The organism is Rossellomorea sp. YZS02, assembly GCF_033963925.1.
Lineage (GTDB): Bacteria > Bacillota > Bacilli > Bacillales > Bacillaceae_B > Rossellomorea.
The window spans coordinates 22,976-42,433 of the sequence record NZ_JAXBLY010000028.1 but is presented as its reverse complement, the minus strand read 5'-3'; the positions used below and the strand labels follow the sequence as shown (position 1 = coordinate 42,433).

At 42.3% G+C, this 19,458-nt stretch carries 15 protein-coding genes and 2 riboswitches; all 15 genes read right to left on the bottom strand.

All coding sequences use genetic code 11. From position 1 onward, the window contains the following. Positions 1–439: 439 nt before the first annotated feature. The 15 genes from ptsG to SLH55_RS21350 all read right to left on the bottom strand — a co-directional run bounded on the left by ptsG (position 440) and on the right by SLH55_RS21350 (position 19,212). Positions 440–2,509 (bottom strand): glucose-specific PTS transporter subunit IIBC, encoded by a 2,070-nt coding sequence (gene ptsG / locus SLH55_RS21420; RefSeq protein WP_226677697.1) that lies wholly within the window; start codon positions 2,507–2,509, stop codon positions 440–442. Between the two features lie 183 nt (positions 2,510–2,692). Further along, positions 2,693–3,535 carry a glucose PTS transporter transcription antiterminator GlcT gene (glcT, locus tag SLH55_RS21415; protein ID WP_206858106.1) on the bottom strand — a complete coding sequence of 281 codons (843 nt, stop codon included), beginning with the start codon at positions 3,533–3,535 and terminating at the stop codon, positions 2,693–2,695. A 216-nt stretch (positions 3,536–3,751) separates the two neighbouring features. Continuing rightward, a complete protein-coding gene (locus tag SLH55_RS21410; protein WP_320324424.1) occupies positions 3,752–5,086 on the bottom strand; it encodes an NCS2 family permease in 1,335 nt (444 codons plus the stop codon). Positions 5,087–5,195: 109 nt separating this feature from the next. Then, a riboswitch (purine riboswitch) is annotated at positions 5,196–5,297 on the bottom strand. Positions 5,298–5,475: 178 nt separating this feature from the next. After that, positions 5,476–7,029: a glutamine-hydrolyzing GMP synthase gene (guaA, locus tag SLH55_RS21405; protein WP_320324423.1), complete on the bottom strand. Its 1,554-nt coding sequence runs from the start codon at positions 7,027–7,029 to the stop codon at positions 5,476–5,478. A gap of 129 nt (positions 7,030–7,158) precedes the next feature. Beyond that, a riboswitch (purine riboswitch) is annotated at positions 7,159–7,260 on the bottom strand. A 40-nt stretch (positions 7,261–7,300) separates the two neighbouring features. Continuing rightward, the gene (locus tag SLH55_RS21400) at positions 7,301–9,505 is read right to left on the bottom strand and encodes a DUF3488 and DUF4129 domain-containing transglutaminase family protein (protein ID WP_320324422.1); all 2,205 of its coding nucleotides are present in this window, start codon (positions 9,503–9,505) and stop codon (positions 7,301–7,303) included. Then, positions 9,502–10,719 (bottom strand): DUF58 domain-containing protein, encoded by a 1,218-nt coding sequence (locus SLH55_RS21395; protein WP_320324421.1) that lies wholly within the window; start codon positions 10,717–10,719, stop codon positions 9,502–9,504. The genes SLH55_RS21400 and SLH55_RS21395 overlap by 4 nt, the downstream gene beginning before the upstream one ends. Next, complete coding sequence (locus SLH55_RS21390) at positions 10,720–11,679, bottom strand: AAA family ATPase (RefSeq protein ID WP_219165790.1); 960 nt, start codon at positions 11,677–11,679, stop codon at positions 10,720–10,722. 203 nt (positions 11,680–11,882) lie between these two features. Further along, positions 11,883–12,710, bottom strand: coding sequence for an ammonia-dependent NAD(+) synthetase (nadE, locus tag SLH55_RS21385; RefSeq protein WP_320324420.1), 828 nt, complete (start codon positions 12,708–12,710; stop codon positions 11,883–11,885). Positions 12,711–12,781: 71 nt separating this feature from the next. Beyond that, positions 12,782–14,251 (bottom strand): nicotinate phosphoribosyltransferase, encoded by a 1,470-nt coding sequence (locus tag SLH55_RS21380; RefSeq protein WP_320324419.1) that lies wholly within the window; start codon positions 14,249–14,251, stop codon positions 12,782–12,784. 191 nt (positions 14,252–14,442) lie between these two features. Then, positions 14,443–14,682, bottom strand: coding sequence for a hypothetical protein (locus SLH55_RS21375; protein WP_219165787.1), 240 nt, complete (start codon positions 14,680–14,682; stop codon positions 14,443–14,445). Between the two features lie 96 nt (positions 14,683–14,778). Beyond that, the gene (locus SLH55_RS21370) at positions 14,779–16,164 is read right to left on the bottom strand and encodes a vWA domain-containing protein (RefSeq protein ID WP_320324418.1); all 1,386 of its coding nucleotides are present in this window, start codon (positions 16,162–16,164) and stop codon (positions 14,779–14,781) included. 146 nt (positions 16,165–16,310) lie between these two features. Continuing rightward, complete coding sequence (locus SLH55_RS21365) at positions 16,311–16,736, bottom strand: hypothetical protein (RefSeq protein ID WP_219165785.1); 426 nt, start codon at positions 16,734–16,736, stop codon at positions 16,311–16,313. 375 nt (positions 16,737–17,111) lie between these two features. Continuing rightward, positions 17,112–17,918, bottom strand: coding sequence for a hypothetical protein (locus SLH55_RS21360; RefSeq protein WP_320324417.1), 807 nt, complete (start codon positions 17,916–17,918; stop codon positions 17,112–17,114). Positions 17,919–18,172: 254 nt separating this feature from the next. Beyond that, entirely contained in the window at positions 18,173–18,817 is a 645-nt protein-coding gene (locus SLH55_RS21355; RefSeq protein WP_219165783.1) for a hypothetical protein, read from the bottom strand. Continuing rightward, positions 18,814–19,212 (bottom strand): pilus assembly protein, encoded by a 399-nt coding sequence (locus SLH55_RS21350; protein WP_219165782.1) that lies wholly within the window; start codon positions 19,210–19,212, stop codon positions 18,814–18,816. Before SLH55_RS21350 ends, SLH55_RS21355 begins: the two co-directional genes overlap by 4 nt. Positions 19,213–19,458: the final 246 nt, after the last annotated feature.

Genomic DNA, 19,458 nt, shown 5'->3' with positions numbered 1-19,458 from the left:
CACGCCGCCAGCGTTCGTCCTGAGCCAGGATCAAACTCTCCGATAAAAGTTTGAATAGCTCTTAAAATAAATCTAGAATTAACGTTGACGTATTGTCTTGTTTTGTTCAGTTTTCAAGGTTCAATGTAGCGCTTCTCTCGAAGCGACTTGACCATCATATCAAGAATGCAGTGTGTTTGTCAACAACTTTTTTTGAAATGTTTTATGATCTCGTTGTAATGTTGTTATGTAATCCGCTGCTCTCTTGCGACGGTTTTTAAAGTATATCAAGCTATTAGATATTCGTCAATAGATTTAATAGATTTATTTTAAAAACTTTCATATCCCCCTATTAAGCGCTCATGATTCTTCTATAATACACCCCTCTTTCTTCTATATATGAACAAAACAAAACCGGCCCAACCTCTCGATGGAGGACGGGCCGGTTTTTATAAAGAAATTAGTCGATCTTAATGATGTTTTCGTCGTTACGGTTCACGTTACCAGACTTCTCGATTGTCACTTGCTGACCTTCTTTAAGGTTCGTGAAGACAATCGGTGTCATGATGGAAGGTGCGTTTTCTTTGATGTAGTCTAAATCAACCTCTAGTAATGGTTGACCGGCTTCTACCTGGTCCCCTTCTTTTACTAGGGCTTCGAAACCTTTACCTTCCAGTTTCACTGTATCGATTCCAACGTGGATCAGGACTTCACGGCCTGCTTTGGACTCAAGTCCGATGGCATGCTTCGTCGGGAATACGTTCACGACTTTACCTGTGATTGGAGAAACGATTGTTCCTTCAGTCGGCACGATCGCGAAACCGTCACCCATCATCTTACCTGAGAATACTTGGTCAGGAACTTCTGTGATGTCTTTGATCTCACCTGTGATCGGAGCTACGAACTTTTCGTTGTCACGTTCAGTTTGAAGAGCTTCCGGATTCACTTCTTCGATTTGTTGCTCTACTTCTTCGTTTGCGTTTGTTTCTACTCTACGTGGAGCTTTCCCACGGATGATGTCTTGCATTTGTGATTTGATTGTGTCTGATTTTGGTCCGAAGATCGCTTGAATGTTATCTCCTACTTCAAGTACACCTGAAGCACCCAGTTTTTTCAGACGGTTTTTATCTACTTGTTTTACGTCATTGACAGATACACGAAGACGAGTGATACATGCGTCTAAGTGAGCGATGTTTTCTTGTCCACCCATTGCTTCAAGGATGTTGTAAGGAAGATCGCCTGCTGAACTTGCAGGAGCGTCATCTTCATCTTCATCTACGTCCTCGCGACCAGGAGTCATAAGGTTGAACTTACGGATAGCGAAACGGAATCCGAAGTAGTAGATGAATGCAAACACGATACCTACCGGGATGACGATCCACGCATTTGTTTGCGGGTTGATCAGTCCAAATAGGACGTAGTCGATTAAACCACCGGAGAATGTCATACCGATTTTGACATCTAATAGATGCATCGTCAGGAATGAAAGACCGGCGAAGATTGTGTGAATTCCAAATAACACTGGTGCTACGAATAAGAATGAGAATTCGATTGGTTCTGTGATACCTGTCAAGAATGAAGTCAATGCTGCTGATGCCATGATTCCACCTACAACCGCTTTACGCTCAGGCTTCGCTTCATGGTAGATCGCTAATGCCGCTGCCGGAAGTCCGAACATCATGAATGGGAATTTACCAGTCATGAACGTACCTGCCGTCAGGTCTTGTACACCATCTTGAATTTGTTTCATAAAGATTGCCTGGTCCCCACGTACAACTTCACCAGCTGCTGATGTGTAAGAACCGAATTCGAACCAGAATGGAGCATAGAAAATGTGGTGTAATCCAAATGGAATAAGTGAACGTTCAATTACACCGAATACAAATGCTGCGAATGCTCTGTTTTCACCAAGCATAAAGTTTGAGAATGTGTTAAGACCATCTTGGATCGGTGGCCAGATTAATAACATTAATAATCCTAATACTACTGAAGATGCTGCTGTTGCAATTGGAACAAATCGTTTACCTGCGAAGAATCCTAAGTATGAAGGAAGTTCAATCTGGTAGAAACGATTGTACATGGATGCTGCCAGGATCCCGACGATGATACCGCCGAATACACCTGTTTGTAAGGTTGGGATACCGAGTACCAGCGCAAATGCCGGATCGACGCCGTCACCTGTAACATCACCAATACCTAATCCTTCAACTGTACCCATTGTTACGTTCATGATCAGGAATCCGACGATAGCCGCTAAACCGGCTACCCCTTCTCCACCGGCAAGACCGATGGCTACACCGACCGCAAAGAGTAGTGCCAGGTTACCGAAGATAATTCCGCCCGCTTGTTCCATTACGCTGGCAACGGTTTCAACGCCGCCGTTGTTAAGGAATGGAGCAATGTCTAGAAGCGTTGGATTTTGAAGGGCATTACCAAACGCTAGTAAAAGTCCGGCTGCTGGTAAGATCGCAACTGGAAGCATTAATGCTTTACCGACTTTTTGTAGTACACCAAAAGCCTTTTTAAACATGTGAGTTTCCTCCCTTTATATTCATTTTCGACTAATTAGATGATTGCGCCTAACCAAACAAAAAAGGCATGAGAAAAGAGGATAATGAACGTATATGGATAGACTACCCCAAAATACACGTTTCAATTATCTTCTTTACTCATGCCTGATCGAATCAGTAACACGTAAGAAAAGATAAGTACGTTAATTCACTTTATTTTGAATCCGTTGCAGATGCATTGTGAGGTATACTGCCTCGGCATCGTACACGGGTTTCTGCAATGTTTGCTGCATCATCTTAATCAGCTTCCAAGATAGATTATAGCAGACAGGGTATTCTTCTTTCAACAGTTTTGCAATTTTTTCTGGTTCTTCTACTCTTTCTCCCCTGAGAACCCTCTCGATGGTATATCGAATATGCCGTATGAGCCTCATATAATCGACGCTTTCTTTATTGATTTCAACGTCCAGCTGTTGTTCAATCATCCCTATTAGACGACTGATCAACTGGGAATGCTGATTCACTTCGGAAAGATCTTTGTTCATCATGGCACTGTGAATATGAAGGGCGATGAATCCCACTTCCCCTTCAGGAAGATGGACATCAGTCATTTCATTGATCATACTGACGACTTCTCTCGCTATTTCATATTCAAATGGATACAGCGTTCTTGTCTCGACCAGGAACGGATTCCGAATCTCCATCCCTCTCATCAATCGGTTAATGGCAAATAGAATATGGTCTGTAAGGGCGATGTGAATATGCTCGTTAAGAAATGAATTGGTTCTTTTCCGGATCAACTCGATGGCAGAAATAATGACGTTCGACATGTCATCATTCAAGAAAGGAAGAAGGTTCTTGTACTGCTCCTGTTCTTTTTCCCCTTTTAGGACAAACATCTTTTCTGCAATATCATTTTGGATGGGATCACCCTTTTTCCGGTTGAACCCTATCCCTTTTCCGATCAGCACAACTTCACCGTAGCTTTCGTGGACGGCAATCAATACGTTGTTATTTAAGACTTTTTTCACATTTAAAGTAGACATACTCAATTCTCCCTATATATTCGACCATTTTCGACATTACCCGATTTCATGATTTTAACGAAAACTGACCCTTTTTTCAATTCTTACTTCTTACCTTAGTACTACCTTCTCTAACCTTGACGTCATTCCCTTTATTTATATTCTACACTTTTTTCAATAAAAATCAGAAAGAAGCTGATCTGGGATAGATCAGCTTCTCGTGAATCGGTACCTATATTATACCAGGAATATAAAGTACAGGACAAAAATCATAAATAAGAAATACATGATTGGATGAATTTCTTTCGTACGACCTTTCATGATCATCGTGATCGGATAGAAAATGAATCCGATGGCGATACCCGTTGCTATGCTGTACGTAAGAGGCATGGCGACAATCGTCAGGAATGCCGGTACAGCTACTTCGAATTTCTTCCAATCGATTTCACCTAATGACGATACCATCAGTACCCCTACAATGATAAGGGCCGGTGCCGTCACGGCTGATGTGATGACCGCCAGTAACGGGAAGAAGAAAATCGAGAGCAGGAATAGGATAGCTGTTACAACAGATGCGAATCCAGTTCTTGCTCCTGCAGCAACTCCTGCTGATGATTCGATGTAAGACGTGGTTGTAGATGTTCCCAGGATCGCTCCAACTACTGTTGCACAAGAATCAGCGAACAACGCTTTACCGGCACGCGGTAATTTGTTTTCTTTCATCAGTCCAGCCTGGTTGGCCACCGCTACCAGTGTACCGGCTGTATCAAAGAAGTCGACGAATAGGAACGTCAGGATGACTACAAGCATTTGAATGGTAAAAATACTGCCTGCATCATTGAATAAAGGCTCAAGTGCCGCTCCGAATGTCGGCGCAAGACTTGGTGCTGCATCTACTACTCTTTCCGGTGTATCAATCAGTCCTGCAATCATTCCCACGATGGCCGTTACGACCATCCCGATGAAAATTCCGCCTTTAACGCCTTTTGTCATTAAAATGACCGTAATGATGATTCCGAAGATCGCAAGTAAGGTAGTTCCATTTGTCAGATCACCCAGACCGACTAATACAGCATCGTTATTGACTATGATGCCTGCATTTTGAAAACCGATGAAGGTAATGAATAAACCGATTCCTGCACCGACAGCGTATTTTAGTTCTGCTGGAATCGAGTTAATGATCTTTTCCCGGATGCCCGAAAGTGTTAATGCGATGAAAATCAGTCCCGAGATCAAAACTCCCGTCAAAGCCGATTGCCAAGGTACACCCATTGTTAATACGACAGTGTATGCGAAGAAGGCATTCAAGCCCATCCCCGGCGCCAGAGCGATCGGATATTTGGCGATGAGCCCCATGATCAACGACCCGATGGCTGCGGCCAATGCCGTTGCCACGAAGACCGCACCATAATCCATTCTCATGCTATCCGGAAGATCCGGCACGGATTGAAGCGTCAACGTAAGCGGGTTGACGATTAAGATATAAGCCATCGATAGGAACGTGGTCAGTCCCCCGATGATCTCCCTTTTATAATTTGTTCCTAACTGGTCAAACTGAAAGAAATTCCTCATGCTTGTACTCCTCCTATAGAGTCGCCGTAGAAAATAAAAAAACCTCGAACTACCAGAGTTCAAGGCTTTGACTGTTAAGATCAAGATCAAGAAGGAACCAACATGCGGTCCTTTTCATCCATCACCTCGTAGTCAAGCCATTTACGGTAGCTTGGTAGAAACGCTCGGGCCCTATTCCCGAAATTATACGACGTAATACTTTTATTATGTTTTGTTATGATTACAGTACTATTGTACCAACGGAAAAGGAGTCCGTCAACACAAAATACGAACATTAAAACAAAATATTTGAGTTAATGTTCGTTTAATACAAAAAACGACAGGCATTCTCCCGTTTGTCGAATGGAATCGATAAGGAAGAAGCCTGTCATTTTATTTATACCACGTTATTATTCCCACTCAATCGTTGCAGGTGGCTTACTCGTCACATCATACACCACGCGGTTGATATGATCGACTTCATTTACGATGCGAGTTGATATTTTCTCCAATACGTCCCATGGGATACGCGCCCAATCTGACGTCATACCGTCAATAGAGGTAACTGCACGGATTCCGATCGTGTAATCATATGTCCTCGCATCCCCCATAACACCGACACTACGGATATCAGGCAGGACAGTGAAGTATTGCCAGATGTCACGATCAAGTCCGGCTTTCTTGATTTCATCACGGAGAATGTAATCAGACTCACGGACGATTTCAAGCTTCTGTTCAGAAATTTCACCAAGGACACGGATACCAAGACCAGGTCCCGGGAATGGCTGACGCCACACAATTTCATCCGGAATGCCAAGCTCAGAACCTAAAGCACGCACTTCATCTTTAAATAGTGTGTTCAACGGCTCGATCAGGGTAAACTGCATATCTTCAGGAAGGCCGCCGACATTATGGTGGGACTTAATTGTTTGAGCAGTCGCTGTACCACTTTCAATGATATCCGTATAAAGCGTACCTTGTGCAAGATATTCGATGCCTTTAAGCTTCGTCGCTTCATCGTCGAATACGTAAATGAATTCATTTCCGATGATCTTACGTTTTTGCTCTGGATCGGATACACCTTTTAGTTTATTTAAGAAACGGTCTTGAGCATCCACTTTAATGACGTTCATGTTAAATCCGTCAGCGAATGTCTTCATGACGCTGTCCGCCTCGCCTTTTCGAAGAAGGCCGTGATCGACGAAGATACATGTCAGTTGATCGCCGATTGCTTTGTGGATCAATACAGCCACAACGGAAGAATCAACCCCTCCGCTTAGAGCGCAAAGAACTTTCTTATCACCAACTGTTTGTCGGATCTTGTCCATTTCCATTTCGATAAAGTTCTCCATGGACCAGTCGCCTGTGCATCCACACACTCCAAATACGAAATTCTTCAGCATTTCGTTTCCGTGCAACGAATGACGCACTTCAGGGTGGAATTGAACCGCATATAGTCCTTGTTCTTCGTTACTCATGGAAGCAATCGGACAAGAAGGGTTCGTCGCATTTACATCAAAGCCTGCAGGTGCTTCCACGACAAGATCACCGTGACTCATCCATACAACTTGCTCTTCCGGGAGTTCTGAGAATAATTTGGACTGCTTCTCAATGTTGATGGCTGCTTTTCCGTACTCGCGGTGCTTTGCACGCTCTACCTTCCCTCCGAAATGCATCGTCATCAGCTGCATGCCGTAGCAAATCCCGAGAATCGGGATATCCAGATCGAAGATTCGCTCATCACAACGGAATGAATCCTCACCGTAGACACTGTTCGGCCCACCGGAGAAGATGATCCCCGTTGGATTCATTTCCTGGATTTCTTCAAGGGTAACTGTATGCGGGTGGAGCTCACTATAAACACCAAACTCACGGATTCTTCGCGTGATTAACTGATTGTACTGACTTCCAAAGTCTAAAACGACGATCATTTCTTGATTGTGCAATTCTTCTTTACCAAGCATTCAGTTCACCTCTTCAGTTTATTTACCTTTTACTATCTATTGTTGTTAGCATTCCAAAAAAATATAAAAAAAACTAGACTTCGCCTTAAAAAAAGGCAGAATTCTAGTTTTTTTGCATACACGGATGTCAACTTAGAACACTGCCTTCATAGTCCAGTCATTTAAGGTGACCGGGTAGATACTTTCGAACCGTATTATCGAGGATATACGAAGGATGCTAACGAACACTATTTTGAATTTGACATCATTTTATACTCTGAAATGAACCGGGTCAACCGGTTGTCCTTTTAATTAAATTTTCCCATAATTCCCTCATCTTCACCCAATCTTCCGAAGTAGGCTTCTGACCGTACAAAATCCGTTCATAATTATTCGTCAGACTGGTCATTTCACGGGTACCGAAGAAGGAATCGATGTATCTTGAATACCCCCGCAATGTTTGGCCGTCTTCCATTCTCAATCCGTACCTTTCCAACTGTTTCATGAGGGACAGATAGGCTTCTGAGAATACATCGCTTGATGCCTTCCTGCGATAATAAAAAATCAGGACATACGGCATCCAGCGTCTTCTCACAAGGTATAAAGCGACCACAATGATGATCAGGAGAATGGCCCCCATCACAATCTTGCCCCAGTTGTCCACGACAAATGACTTCAGATCATCCCAAAGCTTCGTTATAGAAAAACCGTCACCTGCAGATGCTGTATCTTCCTCAGGCTGCAAAGGTTTCTTTGGCGTCTCCTTCTGCTCCGGAACCGGTACTTCATTATCTTCCGGATCAGGTACATCCAGGTCATACTGATAGGAAACGTTATTGCTGAACCCAACAGTAGGTTCAAACGGGACCCACCCCACTTCCGGGAAGAACACTTCTACCCACGAGTGGGCATTGTTGTTGGATACCTCGTAAAGCTTGTAGGTCGAATCAACCTGCCTGCTGTATTCCCCTTCCGTATAGCCTTTTGCCCATCTTGCAGGGATTCCAAGGGATCTGACCATCACGACCATGGAAGTGGAGAAGTTATCACAGTATCCCCGCTGTGTTTCAAAGAGGAACTGATCGACGTAATCCTGCCCTTCTTCAGGAACGGGTACGTCGAATTGATCGTATACATAGGCTTCCTTTGAAAAGTATTGCTCGATCGCCCTTACTTTGTCATACCAATTATCCTCTTCCGACGTAATCTCAACGGCCAAGTCCTTGACCCGTTGAGGCATCGCATCAGGAAGCTGGGTGTAGCGATCCACGAACTCGGGTACCTGCATGATCTCCTGAGTTTCATTCGCCGCCTTCATCTTTTTCTGAGAAAAAGAGGGGGAACGGTACGAAACTTCATACTCGTCAAGCTTAACGGTTTCATCGAGCTCTTTATAGCTTGTCACCTTTTCATTGATGGGATTGAAGCTGAAATAGCCCTTATCGTTTCCGTTAATGCTTTCCACCCCATACGGATAGACAATATGGGAATACTTGCGCTCGACCAGAACCTTTTCACTTTCCAGATCACGCTGTTCATCGGTTTGCGGTGAAGGAATCGGAACCTTTTTCCCAGGATCGAACGGCATGGCAGCCTGCTGTTCATCCGGTATGGATTGCTCCCATCCCTTCCCTGTGTACAAGTCCTTCGATTCGATCTTCCAATAATGCTCTTTGGTCACCTCAGCATTAAATACGACGGTAGGATCGCCGACAAAGGGACCTCCAAGCTTCGTGTCATCGGTATCATACCCAATTTTGTTCACGCCGCTGCCGCCTGCATCTTCAGAAAAGGATTGAAGATATGGGACCGGATCCGGCCAAATGGGATCCGCTTTTGGCGCGGCAAAAGCCACGACGGAACTAACACCGAGCATCACCGTAAGTGGAACGATCCAACGATGGCGGCTCATCTTGGAACCACTCAGGTTCTCTCTTTGTACAAGTCTTTCAAGAGCCAGCAGCCCCATAAGAAGAAAGCCGAAGATGACGACACGGATGATGGATCGATCTCCTTCGTATACCGTGAACGTGTCAATCAGACAAACGTAAGCAACCGTCATGATATAAAAAAGGAGAATCGTCTTTCGGACCGAGATCCAATAATGGATCAAGTACGTCATCAACCAAAGAAGCACGAAAAACAATAAACTTCTGTATTCAAATGACAAACTCGGCCACTCCCGACCAAGGGTCAAGCCGAGATTACTCCATAGATCTTGACTGAACTTCTTCAACCAACCGGTAGCAAAAAATGAACCGGAATAGTACAGTTTATTCAGACTGTAAAGGATAAACAGAACCTTCACTGATGCCGTGATGACATAATGAATCCTAAAATAAGACAGAACGAGGGCCAAACCGATAAACACAACAAAATAGGTCAAACTCGCCGTGTCCGTCACGACCTTCAGGGGCTTTAACCACTCCCACAGAAGTAAAAATCCAAATAAATATATCAGGACCTTGAAAAATGAGTTCGTTGTGTCATGCCTCATGCCCGCTTCACCTCCAAAAAGGCGGATGAAAAATCGCCTTCAAAGCATACTTTCAATCGGATGCCCCTTGAAGAAGCATAGGCTTTCAGCGATTTCTCTTCTGCTGTATACGCCTCTCCCATTCTTTTCACCAAGAAGATGACAACGGAGCTGTTTCGCTTCGCATACTCATTCACGCTCATAATCATTTTTTTCGACACCGAGGACGTCACGAACACAACCGCTGCTGATTGGGAATAGTTCAATCCCGCTCCCTGCAGGACCTTTCCTAAAGCAAAAGGACTGTCCTGCCTCACTTTTGCCAAGTGATAATTCAGCTGACTCAAGTGCTCATCACCACCACGGATTGGAAATGAAACATGATCTTCCCCGATGGACACAAGGCCGACCTGAGCACCCTTTTTCACGATGGATCTGATCATCGAAGCCGTAAAGGTGACCATCGCTTCAAATGCCGGAGAAGCCTCTCTGTCGAGTACGATGAGGACATCATGGGACTGACGTTCTTCAAACTCCTTCGTCATCAGCTCATTGGTTCTGGCGAAGGTTTTCCAATGGATCCATGAAAACCGGTCCCCGGGCTGATAATCACGGATACCCGTTGCCATCGTCGTATCCTTTTGAATCTTTACGTTCGAAGTCGTCATCCCTTGATCATACCGGTTCTCCAACGGACGATACGGGACATCGACAATCGACGGATAAACGAGGAGTTTGTCCACACAATCCACCGTCGCTTCCTTCTCAAACACGCCAAAGAAATCACCCGTTTTAAACCGCACTTTAGAGAAAATATGTTCTCCACGTGGAAGCTCATCCACAACATATGTCAGCTTGATCCGTTTTCTGAATCCAGGGTGAATCATGGCCTTCGCCTTTTGAAAACCGGAATGATGAAAGACCGAATCCGTCACCACATCCTCCATCACCATGTAAAACAAGGGAAAAGGAAACTTCCGGGACAGGGTGATCGTCACCTTTAATTCATCCCCCGCTTTGTACTCCGCTGATTCAAAACCCCTCTCCACATAAAACTCCGAAAGAGGGTATAAGAAAACCAATAAGGAATAAAGGGCAAACGGCAAAAAGCTATAAAATAAAAACCAGCTCACAAACCCACCTTGGAACATCGCATACGAAAACGTCACCCCCATTAAGAGGAGCAGAAGCAAAAACTTCACAAGTGGTTTTAAAAATCGAAGTTTCGTCTTCATCTATCTCGCAATCCTTTGGACAGGAACAGGAATACGCGCCATGACTCTTTCCACCACTTCCTCAGGGGTGATCCCTTCGTATCTCGCTTCAGACTTCATGATGATACGGTGTGAGAATACATAAGGCGCAAGGAATTGAACATCGTCAGGAACTACATAATCCCTGCCTCGTAAATAAGCATAAGCCTGACACGCCTTCATCAACGCAATCGATCCACGCGGGCTCGCCCCGAGGTATACATTGGCATGGATCCTCGTGCGGTTCGCAATTTCAACAATGTATTTCTTGATGGTGTCGTCCACCAACACTTCCTTCACATCCCCTTGGATATATCTCAATTCCTCAAGGGTCATCACCGGCTCCAATTCATCGATCGGAGGAGTCCGCTGGGCGCGGTGAAGGACTTCCATCTCTTCTTCCGGCTCCGGATACCCCATCTTCATCTTCAACAGGAATCGGTCGAGCTGCGCTTCCGGAAGCGGGTAAGTCCCTTCATACTCAATCGGATTCTGAGTCGCCATAACGAAGAACGGCTTATCAAGCTTCCGGGTCATCCCGTCAATCGTGACGCTGCTCTCTTCCATCCCTTCAAGTAACGCGGACTGGGTCTTCGGCGAAGTACGGTTGATTTCATCCGCGAGAATGATATTCCCCATGATTGGCCCCGGCCTGAAAGTGAACTCCATTTCCTTCGGGTTATAAATCGATACACCGATCACGTCAGATGGCAGCAAATCAGGTGTAAACTGAATCCGCTTGAAGCTTGCCCCTACGGACTTCGCCAATGCACGCACCATCATCGTCTTCCCGACACCCGGAACATCTTCAAGCAATACATGCCCGCCGGCAAGCAGAGAGACAATGCTCAGCTCCGCTACCTTTCTCTTTCCAATCATGACTTTCTCTATATTATCAATGATACTTTGCAACTTCGGATTCACCATTTCATGTGACGACATCGTACCCCTCCTGAATGATTCAAACTCATCTTTAACTATTACTACTTTCGTTTAAAAAGTCGAAAATCCTCTATAAAATGGTAAATTCGCATAGAAATTTTAGGGAATTGGTAGGAGATAAGGTGGTTATGAGGGTGGGGAGCTGCGATTTTTGTCGAAATAATAAAAGCCGATCCCATGAATCGAGAATCGGCTTCACTTTCTTATTTCCAAAAATCATCAAACACCGTAACCGGCAGATGACGTTTATGCTGTGTTTTCAGGTAATGACCTTCAATAACTTTCTTGGCTTCAGCAGGCACTTCTTTCCCTTCCAGGTAATCGTCCAGCTGATCATACGTGACCCCAAGGGCTTCTTCATCCGGCAGCTGCGGACGATTTTCTTCAAGATCTGCTGTCGGTTTCTTGTTGTATAAATGTTCCGGACAGCCGAGTTCCATTAAGAGCATCTTTCCCTGCCTCTTGTTCAAACGGAATAGAGGAACAAGGTCTACCGCTCCATCGCCATATTTTGTGTAGAAGCCGGTCACCGCTTCAGCAGAGTGATCAGTACCGAGCACCACGCCGTCCTTCATGGCGGCAATGGCGAATTGAACCTTCATCCGTTCACGAGCCTTTTCGTTCCCTTTCACGAAGTCGGAAAGCTCGATGCCGTTTTTCTTCAACGTTTCGACGCTTGCATCTACGGCAGGTTGCACATTTACCGTCATCGACACGGTCGGGCTGATAAATTCCACCGCATCGATGGCATCCTGGGCGTCACCCTGTTCCCCGTAAGGAAGCCTGACGGCATAAAAAGCATAATCCGATGAACCCGATTCCTGATTCATTTCATCAATGGCCATTTGAGCCAGTTTCCCTAATAAAGTAGAATCCTGACCTCCTGAAATGCCAAGGACCAGACTTTTCAGAAATGAATGCTTCTTCAAGTAAGCCTTCATAAAGTCGACGCTGCGACGGATTTCTTCCTGCGGATTGATTTCAGGGGAGACCATCATTTCTTCTACGATTTGTTTTTGAAGAGAATCCATGTTTTCACACTCCATGTTAGGTTTTATTACATCATATTATATCTTTTTATCTTACCCAATCACAGGCAAACTTACCAATTTCCGCTATGTTTTTCTTTCACTTCGACTTTTACGCGGTGAATCAGATCCATCTTATTGTTCCAACACTCTTCACTTAAGTCCACAGGGTACTCTTCCGGGTTCATGGAACGCTTATACTCGTCCCATAGCATTTCAAGGTTTTCATTCACGAAGCTTCTCATATTTTCAAGTGGAGGTGTATCATACACAAGCTCCCCGTCCTTGAATACATCAACATGAAGCTCCCTCGCTTCAAAATTCGTGACGAACTTACTGATATACGTATGAACAGGATGGAACATCTTCAACCGTTCCTGACTTTCAGGATGTTCATGGTCAAGGGCAATATATTCACCCTCTGATTTATGATTAACCGTATTGATGATGCGGTAAACCCTTTTCATCCCGGGAGTCGAAACTTTCTCCGCGTTGCTCGATATTTTAATCGTGTCTTCCATTTCACCTGACTCATTTTCAATAGACACAAGCTTATACACGGCACCTAAAGCAGGCTGATCGTACGCTGTGATCAGCTTTGTCCCGACACCCCACACATCAATCTGTGCCCCTTGCGCCTTCAAGTTCAAGATCGTATACTCGTCCAAGTCGTTTGAAGCGATGATTTTCGTATCCGTAAAGCCGGCATCATCCAGCATCTTGCGGGCAATCTTTGATTGGTACGCCATGTCACCGCTATCAAGACGGATCCCCTTGAAGTTAATCTTATCGCCAAGCTCCTTCGCGACTCTGATTGCCGTCGGTACACCGGATTTCAATGTGTCATACGTATCGACTAGGAACACACAATCCTTATGGCTCTCCGCATACTTATGGAAAGCCTGATATTCATCCCGATAAGCCTGAACCATGGCATGAGCGTGGGTTCCGGAAACCGGCATGCCGAATAATTTCCCGGCACGGACATTACTCGTCGCATCAAATCCGCCGATGTACGCTGCCCGGGTTCCCCAAATCGCCGCATCCAGCTCATGGGCACGCCTCGTACCGAACTCCATCACGACTTCATCCTGCACCACCTGCTTGATCCGGTTCGCCTTCGTCGCAATCAACGTCTGGTAGTTCACGATATTCAAGATCGCCGTCTCCAGTAACTGAGCCTGAGCAAGCGGCGCCTCCACACGAACAAGGGGGACATTCCCGAACGCAACCTCCCCTTCCTGCATGGATCGAATCGTCCCGGTGAAACGGAGCTCCGCCAAATATTCCAGGAAAGCCTCCTCATACCCGAGCTCCCGTAAATACTCGATATCACTCTCCGAGAAATGAAACTTTTTCACATATTCAATGATCCGTTCAAGCCCGGCAAATACCGCATATCCATTGCCAAAAGGCAGCTTTCGAAAGAACACTTCAAAAACAGCCTTTCGATTATGGAAATCATCATCCCAGTAAGCCTTCGTCATATTGATCTGATACAAATCTGTATGCAACGCTAAACTATCATCTGCATAGTTCGTCATGTATTTCTCTCCTTTAAGCTATAGCCAATTGTTGAACATGATGTGTCTTATCTATTTTAACCAATATTGGGTGGGATATCGAATGATTAGTTTAGGTTGTGGTTTTAAACAAACGTTTGATTAATTGTTCAAATAATAAATGAGAGAGATTCACAAAAAGCGCAATACCTACTATCCCTAAAAGCCCCATCTTAAAATAACGAAGCCAGAACTCGCCACACCAGCATGAACATCGCAAAACTACCCCCGGCCATAATCGCTTTCTTACTCGTATTCTTCCCTCCATCTGTCGACATATCAATGGACAGGCCAAACACTGAAATAACGACTAAAACAACGGCCGTTATCATGATATTCCGGTCACCATCATCCACCACACCGTCACTCATATAGAAATACAGATATGCAATGCCCCCGATGACCGTTCCCATACAAAGTATAGGCTCCTCCCAAAAAACGGGGGCAGTCCCCCGTCACAATCTCGCATTACTATGCAGGAGACTGACTCCACATTCTCTACTTACTACCTAATTATTATTTCTATTAAACTTTTCATTTATCAAACTTTTCGTTTCTTCATAACTTGCATCATTTACTTTATGGAGTTCACTTTTAATTTCTTTTGAATACTTGAAGACATCCTTTTGTCTTCTTTTGGCTTTATCAGACAAATATGTGTATGCTTCATCTGTTAATTCACCCTTATCTTTAAGATAGAGAATGACTCCTAAGAGATTATTGTTTTCTTTAATACGTTTATACGACCAATCATAGGTAAATTCAGATATTTCACTAGTATTCAGATACTGTTCTAGATCATTATTATTTAGCGCTTTACTCTTCCAACTTTCCCACTGTTTCGCTATTTCTTCTGCGCGATTAAACTCTGAGTTCAATTCATCTAAATCGTAAACATTTGCGTATGAACCAGAGGCATTCTCTGCGACATCTTGAAGTTGTTTTTGGCCTTCTGCATCAACATCAAATCCAATAATATTGACAATTGGTTTTACAGAAGAATCTTTTAAAGACTTTGCTACCTCAACGGGGTTACCATCACATGTCTCAATTCCGTCACTGACCAGGAAAATGATATTTGTGTTTTGCTCTGCAGGAAATTGAGATAAATCCTTTTGAGCTTCTCTTAAAGAAGCGGCTACCGGGGTCCAACCTTTTGCTTCAACATCTTTTAAAGATTGGTTTAATTTACTTTTGTCATAGCTTTGAAAATCATAAACTTTTTCATTTGCTTTACAGGACATTTCTTTATCCTTATCACTGCCTGTCCCTTTATGACCATATACTCTAAGTGCCACTTTACTACCTTTAGGAAGTGAAGATGCAAAAGTATCGATTGCTTCTTTAGCTAACTCCATCTTCGTACGTCCCTTTACCTGCGCCTTCATACTGCCGCTTGCGTCAAGGATAATTTCAACATTTAAATTTTCTTTAAATTGATAACGTGGATCTTCTATTTCAGGACTCCCAAATGACTTTACTTTTAATTTTTCAAGCATGACTTGTGGATCCTTATAATCTACAGCGAAGAGTGAAAGAAGTTGGTTCCAGTATGACTCAAGAAACTCTTCATCGGCAGAACCTTTAATTGCAGGAAGCTGATTTATCTCTTTAACGATCTCTTCGTTATTCTTATCAAACTTTGCATTTGCATATGGTCCGGCAGGATAATCAATTACTTCTTCCATTGTTTTAGGAGCATCAGGCGTCGATGAAAGCTCTGGATAATTGGAAAGCAGATTTTTTTCATCATTTTCTTGTTCATTTAATATAGAACTTTCGTTTTTCATTTCTGCTTCTTTGCTACCATCAGATTTATCATCTGCTGATTGACAACCTGTAATAGCGAAGGATAAGCATATAACCAAAATCGTAATAAAAAGGTTTTTACTCAAGAGTATTTCTCCTTTATCAAGTTTGTTGTGAAAATAAATTAGTAAACCAAATTTTATTATTTGTTCCTAACTTCATTCACCTTTGCATCGTAACCAAGTGTACACGCCCATGATTCACCATAAACATGTATGGCGGTTATACGTACTTAGGCTCTTGGATATCGCAAGTCTTGTTTATAACGCGGTAGTTTTTCCTGACCAGCCTTTTCTATACTCTGCACGATTAACTCTATTTGTTGTTCCACTGGAAGATGTGCTATTTCTTTCTCATATGTAAAATCCTTAATACTTTTCTTTGTTTCCCCTACTCCACGAGCGAGCTCCTTCAATACTGTCCGATCATACTCGTTGAGCAATTTCAAGAGATTTAATTTCTTCATTTCTTTATACGTCTTTTTAATATTTTTAAAGGAATCAATTAGCACCCTTGCCTGTTTGTATTGCAGCCGATTTAAGTGTGCCGATGCTTCTAATACTGTCTGAATCTCCTGGTCGTCGAGTGTATGATGAACCAATATATGATTATCGTAATAATGCGTATACGCTTTTAATCTTTCTTGAAGTTCTATCATTTAGTTGGTCAATCACTTCTTTTCCTTTTTTTAAGCAGTCATTCTTATCAACATATGGATCTACCACAGTACTTATATTGGAAAAGGACTCTGGTGAAAGTCTCATCTTCATCTTTTCAAGATCAAAAAAATTATTAACGTACGCGGTAAACAAGACTAACTTTTCAAAAGCTAGAATTGCATCAGCTTCAGAGTATTCCTCTTCAGCAATAACGGTATATCCTCTATGCTTATTCCCTTTTTATAAATCGCTAAATAGTAACTTACATCGTTTACTTCATAACCAAATTGATTTATCATTACCTTATTTTCGAATAATTTCTTGTGTTTATTCGCATTTCTTTTTAATACTGGTATATTCATTAATATCAATCCTCATTCACCTTGCTTTGGATAACGTAGGTCTTGTTTATAGCGTCGCAATTTTTCAATTCCGTTTTTATAATATGTCTTTTTTATTTCATTCATATCGTGATTGTCAGTCAGAATTTCTGCTTGTCTATCTTGATCAAACTCTTTTATTGATTGTTCAACTTCTTTCTTGCCTTTTAAAAACTCCTCTAAAAAATCTTTATTCTCTTTTGGGAGTTTCCCAAATATATTTGTCTCTTTCATCTCAGCCAACATTCGTTTTAGGACCTCGAAGTTTTCTAGTAATGTTTTAGATTGGATATATTGGACTCTATCGACATGTATAAGAATTTCTATTAAATTTTCATAATCTTGATCTGTTATAATATTTTCCTTTAATATACGATGGTCGTAATCATTTGAAAAACCAATAACTCTTTTCTTTAAATCTTTCTGAAGATTACCATATTCCAATAAGATATTTTTCCCTTTTGCCAATACGTTATTTTCATTATTAATTAAATAATCATTAATTACACTTACCGGCTTAAAGAAATAATCCGTGCTTAATTGCCCTCTTTTTTCTCCAATCGAGAAATAGTTGTTTGCATAAGCTGTATATAAAACAAGAATCTCAAATGCTTCAAGAGCATCGTTTTCTACAGGATCATCTTCTGAGATCACTGAGTATCCCTTAACTTTATTCTTTCTTTTATAGATTGATAAATAATAATATGTCCCACTGACCATGTAACCGAATGGATTAATAAGGACGGTTTCAAATAATCTCTTATGTTTATATGCCTTTGATAAGAGAATCTCTGCATTCATTCTAACCCACCTTCCGTAACTGAGATTTTTGGGGTTAACCTTGCTCTTGCTTATACCGAGAGAGTTTTTCATTGACTGCATTTTCGAAGTCTCTTACAAATATTTAATCTGTTCTCCCACTAGTAAAATGGCAATATGTGCATCAGCTTCTAAAGACACATTTCTATTACTTCCAAATCATAATTTCTATATTGTGTTCACAAAAAAAAATAAAAACCTTGAAAAAACTAACTTCCAAGGTCTTCTCCACTTAATTATTCATATACCTTCTCAAGATATTTCAGTTTAGGCCCATATCCCTTCTGAGGGATTTTCTCTTGAAATACCTTAATGAGTTTATTGTCCGAAATACTTTCGAAAGTTGCCGTTGACTTTACTTCAATTCTCCAATCCTCTGTAGATAAAATAATATCCATATCTTCAGGGTTTGCATCATTGTCGGTCAATATAGATTGAGCTGCATTTTGAATTCTACTATTAAGAGTAGAATCAGAAAAATGCTCTCTAAAAGCCTCTTTCAATAAAGGGTGTTCTTCTAATTCGCCAGGGAGCACGTCATTGAGCGCCTGTATATAAGCAAGATCAGAAGCTTTCCCAGAATCCTTGAGCTCCTGTTGTTTTTCTTCGATTTGTTCATTAATACTTTTACCACCATCTAAGGCCTTCTGAGCGGCGGAAATGACACTACCGTCGAATTCTTCTACCGTTTTCGTTGTTTCATCTATTAATACAGACGTACCAGCAAAGGCAGCTTGCTCTACAGAACTGTTTGCCTGGGCTTGAACAACGTAGATCTTTGCAATATTTGCCACAATCAGAAAAACGACAGCAACGATGCCAAATAGCCAAAGAATAAAAAAGATTGAGTTCCCTTTCTCATTGTCTATATACTTTCTCATTCCACCAACACCTGGCCCACTGCCGATTGATCAAATGAAAGAGCCGTTTCATCTTTCCATTGTTTAGGAATAAACACAAGCGGGTGCTCGACCTTAACATTAATTTCAAACTTTCCGTTGACATCGGGTGTAGTAATGGACATTCCATCATAAGTTATCACATTGCTTGCTCCAATTGCTTTTTTTACCGTATTTTCTGCTTCTAATGCATCTTTAGTAGCAGAGTAAGATTTAGCCCCTTCATTCACTGCCGTTTTAACTGTATATATGGCATACCCTGACGCTACAACCTGCCAGAGGAGCAGAAAAAACATGAAGAAGAAAGGTAGAATTCCAAGGAATTCAAATGTGAGAGCACCTTTTTCATTATTTACTTTTTTGAAGTACTTTCTCATTGCTACCCTCTCCTAATTTTCTTTTAGTCGATTGATTTTGAATTGGAGATACCAAACATTAAATATGACTAATAACCAAGGTTTAAAAATTTTTTCGTCAAAATGTTCTTCTATCATTTCCCTTGCCCTAAAAACTGAATAGTAAAGGCAACCTACAAAATAGAAAGATAAAATTATGTCATAACTATCTAATATAGATATGCCATATCCCGTGAAGAACGAGTCCTTAATTAGATCGTAAATTAA

Bases quoted from the DNA above. Each gene is read 5' to 3' on its own strand.
- SLH55_RS21375 (WP_219165787.1), bottom strand. From the start codon at position 14,682: ATGGGAACGGTCATCGGGGGCATTGCATATCTGTATTTCTATATGAGT.
- SLH55_RS21410 (WP_320324424.1), bottom strand. From the start codon at position 5,086: ATGAGGAATTTCTTTCAGTTTGACCAGTTAGGAACAAATTATAAAAGG.
- glcT (WP_206858106.1), bottom strand. From the start codon at position 3,535: ATGTCTACTTTAAATGTGAAAAAAGTCTTAAATAACAACGTATTGATT.
- SLH55_RS21365 (WP_219165785.1), bottom strand. From the start codon at position 16,736: ATGATAGAACTTCAAGAAAGATTAAAAGCGTATACGCATTATTACGAT.
- SLH55_RS21390 (WP_219165790.1), bottom strand. From the start codon at position 11,679: ATGTCGTCACATGAAATGGTGAATCCGAAGTTGCAAAGTATCATTGAT.
- SLH55_RS21400 (WP_320324422.1), bottom strand. From the start codon at position 9,505: ATGAGGCATGACACAACGAACTCATTTTTCAAGGTCCTGATATATTTA.
- nadE (WP_320324420.1), bottom strand. From the start codon at position 12,710: ATGGATTCTCTTCAAAAACAAATCGTAGAAGAAATGATGGTCTCCCCT.
- SLH55_RS21350 (WP_219165782.1), bottom strand. From the start codon at position 19,212: ATGAGAAAGTACTTCAAAAAAGTAAATAATGAAAAAGGTGCTCTCACA.
- SLH55_RS21355 (WP_219165783.1), bottom strand. From the start codon at position 18,817: ATGAGAAAGTATATAGACAATGAGAAAGGGAACTCAATCTTTTTTATT.
- guaA (WP_320324423.1), bottom strand. From the start codon at position 7,029: ATGCTTGGTAAAGAAGAATTGCACAATCAAGAAATGATCGTCGTTTTA.
- SLH55_RS21395 (WP_320324421.1), bottom strand. From the start codon at position 10,719: ATGAAGACGAAACTTCGATTTTTAAAACCACTTGTGAAGTTTTTGCTT.
- SLH55_RS21360 (WP_320324417.1), bottom strand. From the start codon at position 17,918: ATGAATGCAGAGATTCTCTTATCAAAGGCATATAAACATAAGAGATTA.
- SLH55_RS21380 (WP_320324419.1), bottom strand. From the start codon at position 14,251: ATGACGAACTATGCAGATGATAGTTTAGCGTTGCATACAGATTTGTAT.
- ptsG (WP_226677697.1), bottom strand. From the start codon at position 2,509: ATGTTTAAAAAGGCTTTTGGTGTACTACAAAAAGTCGGTAAAGCATTA.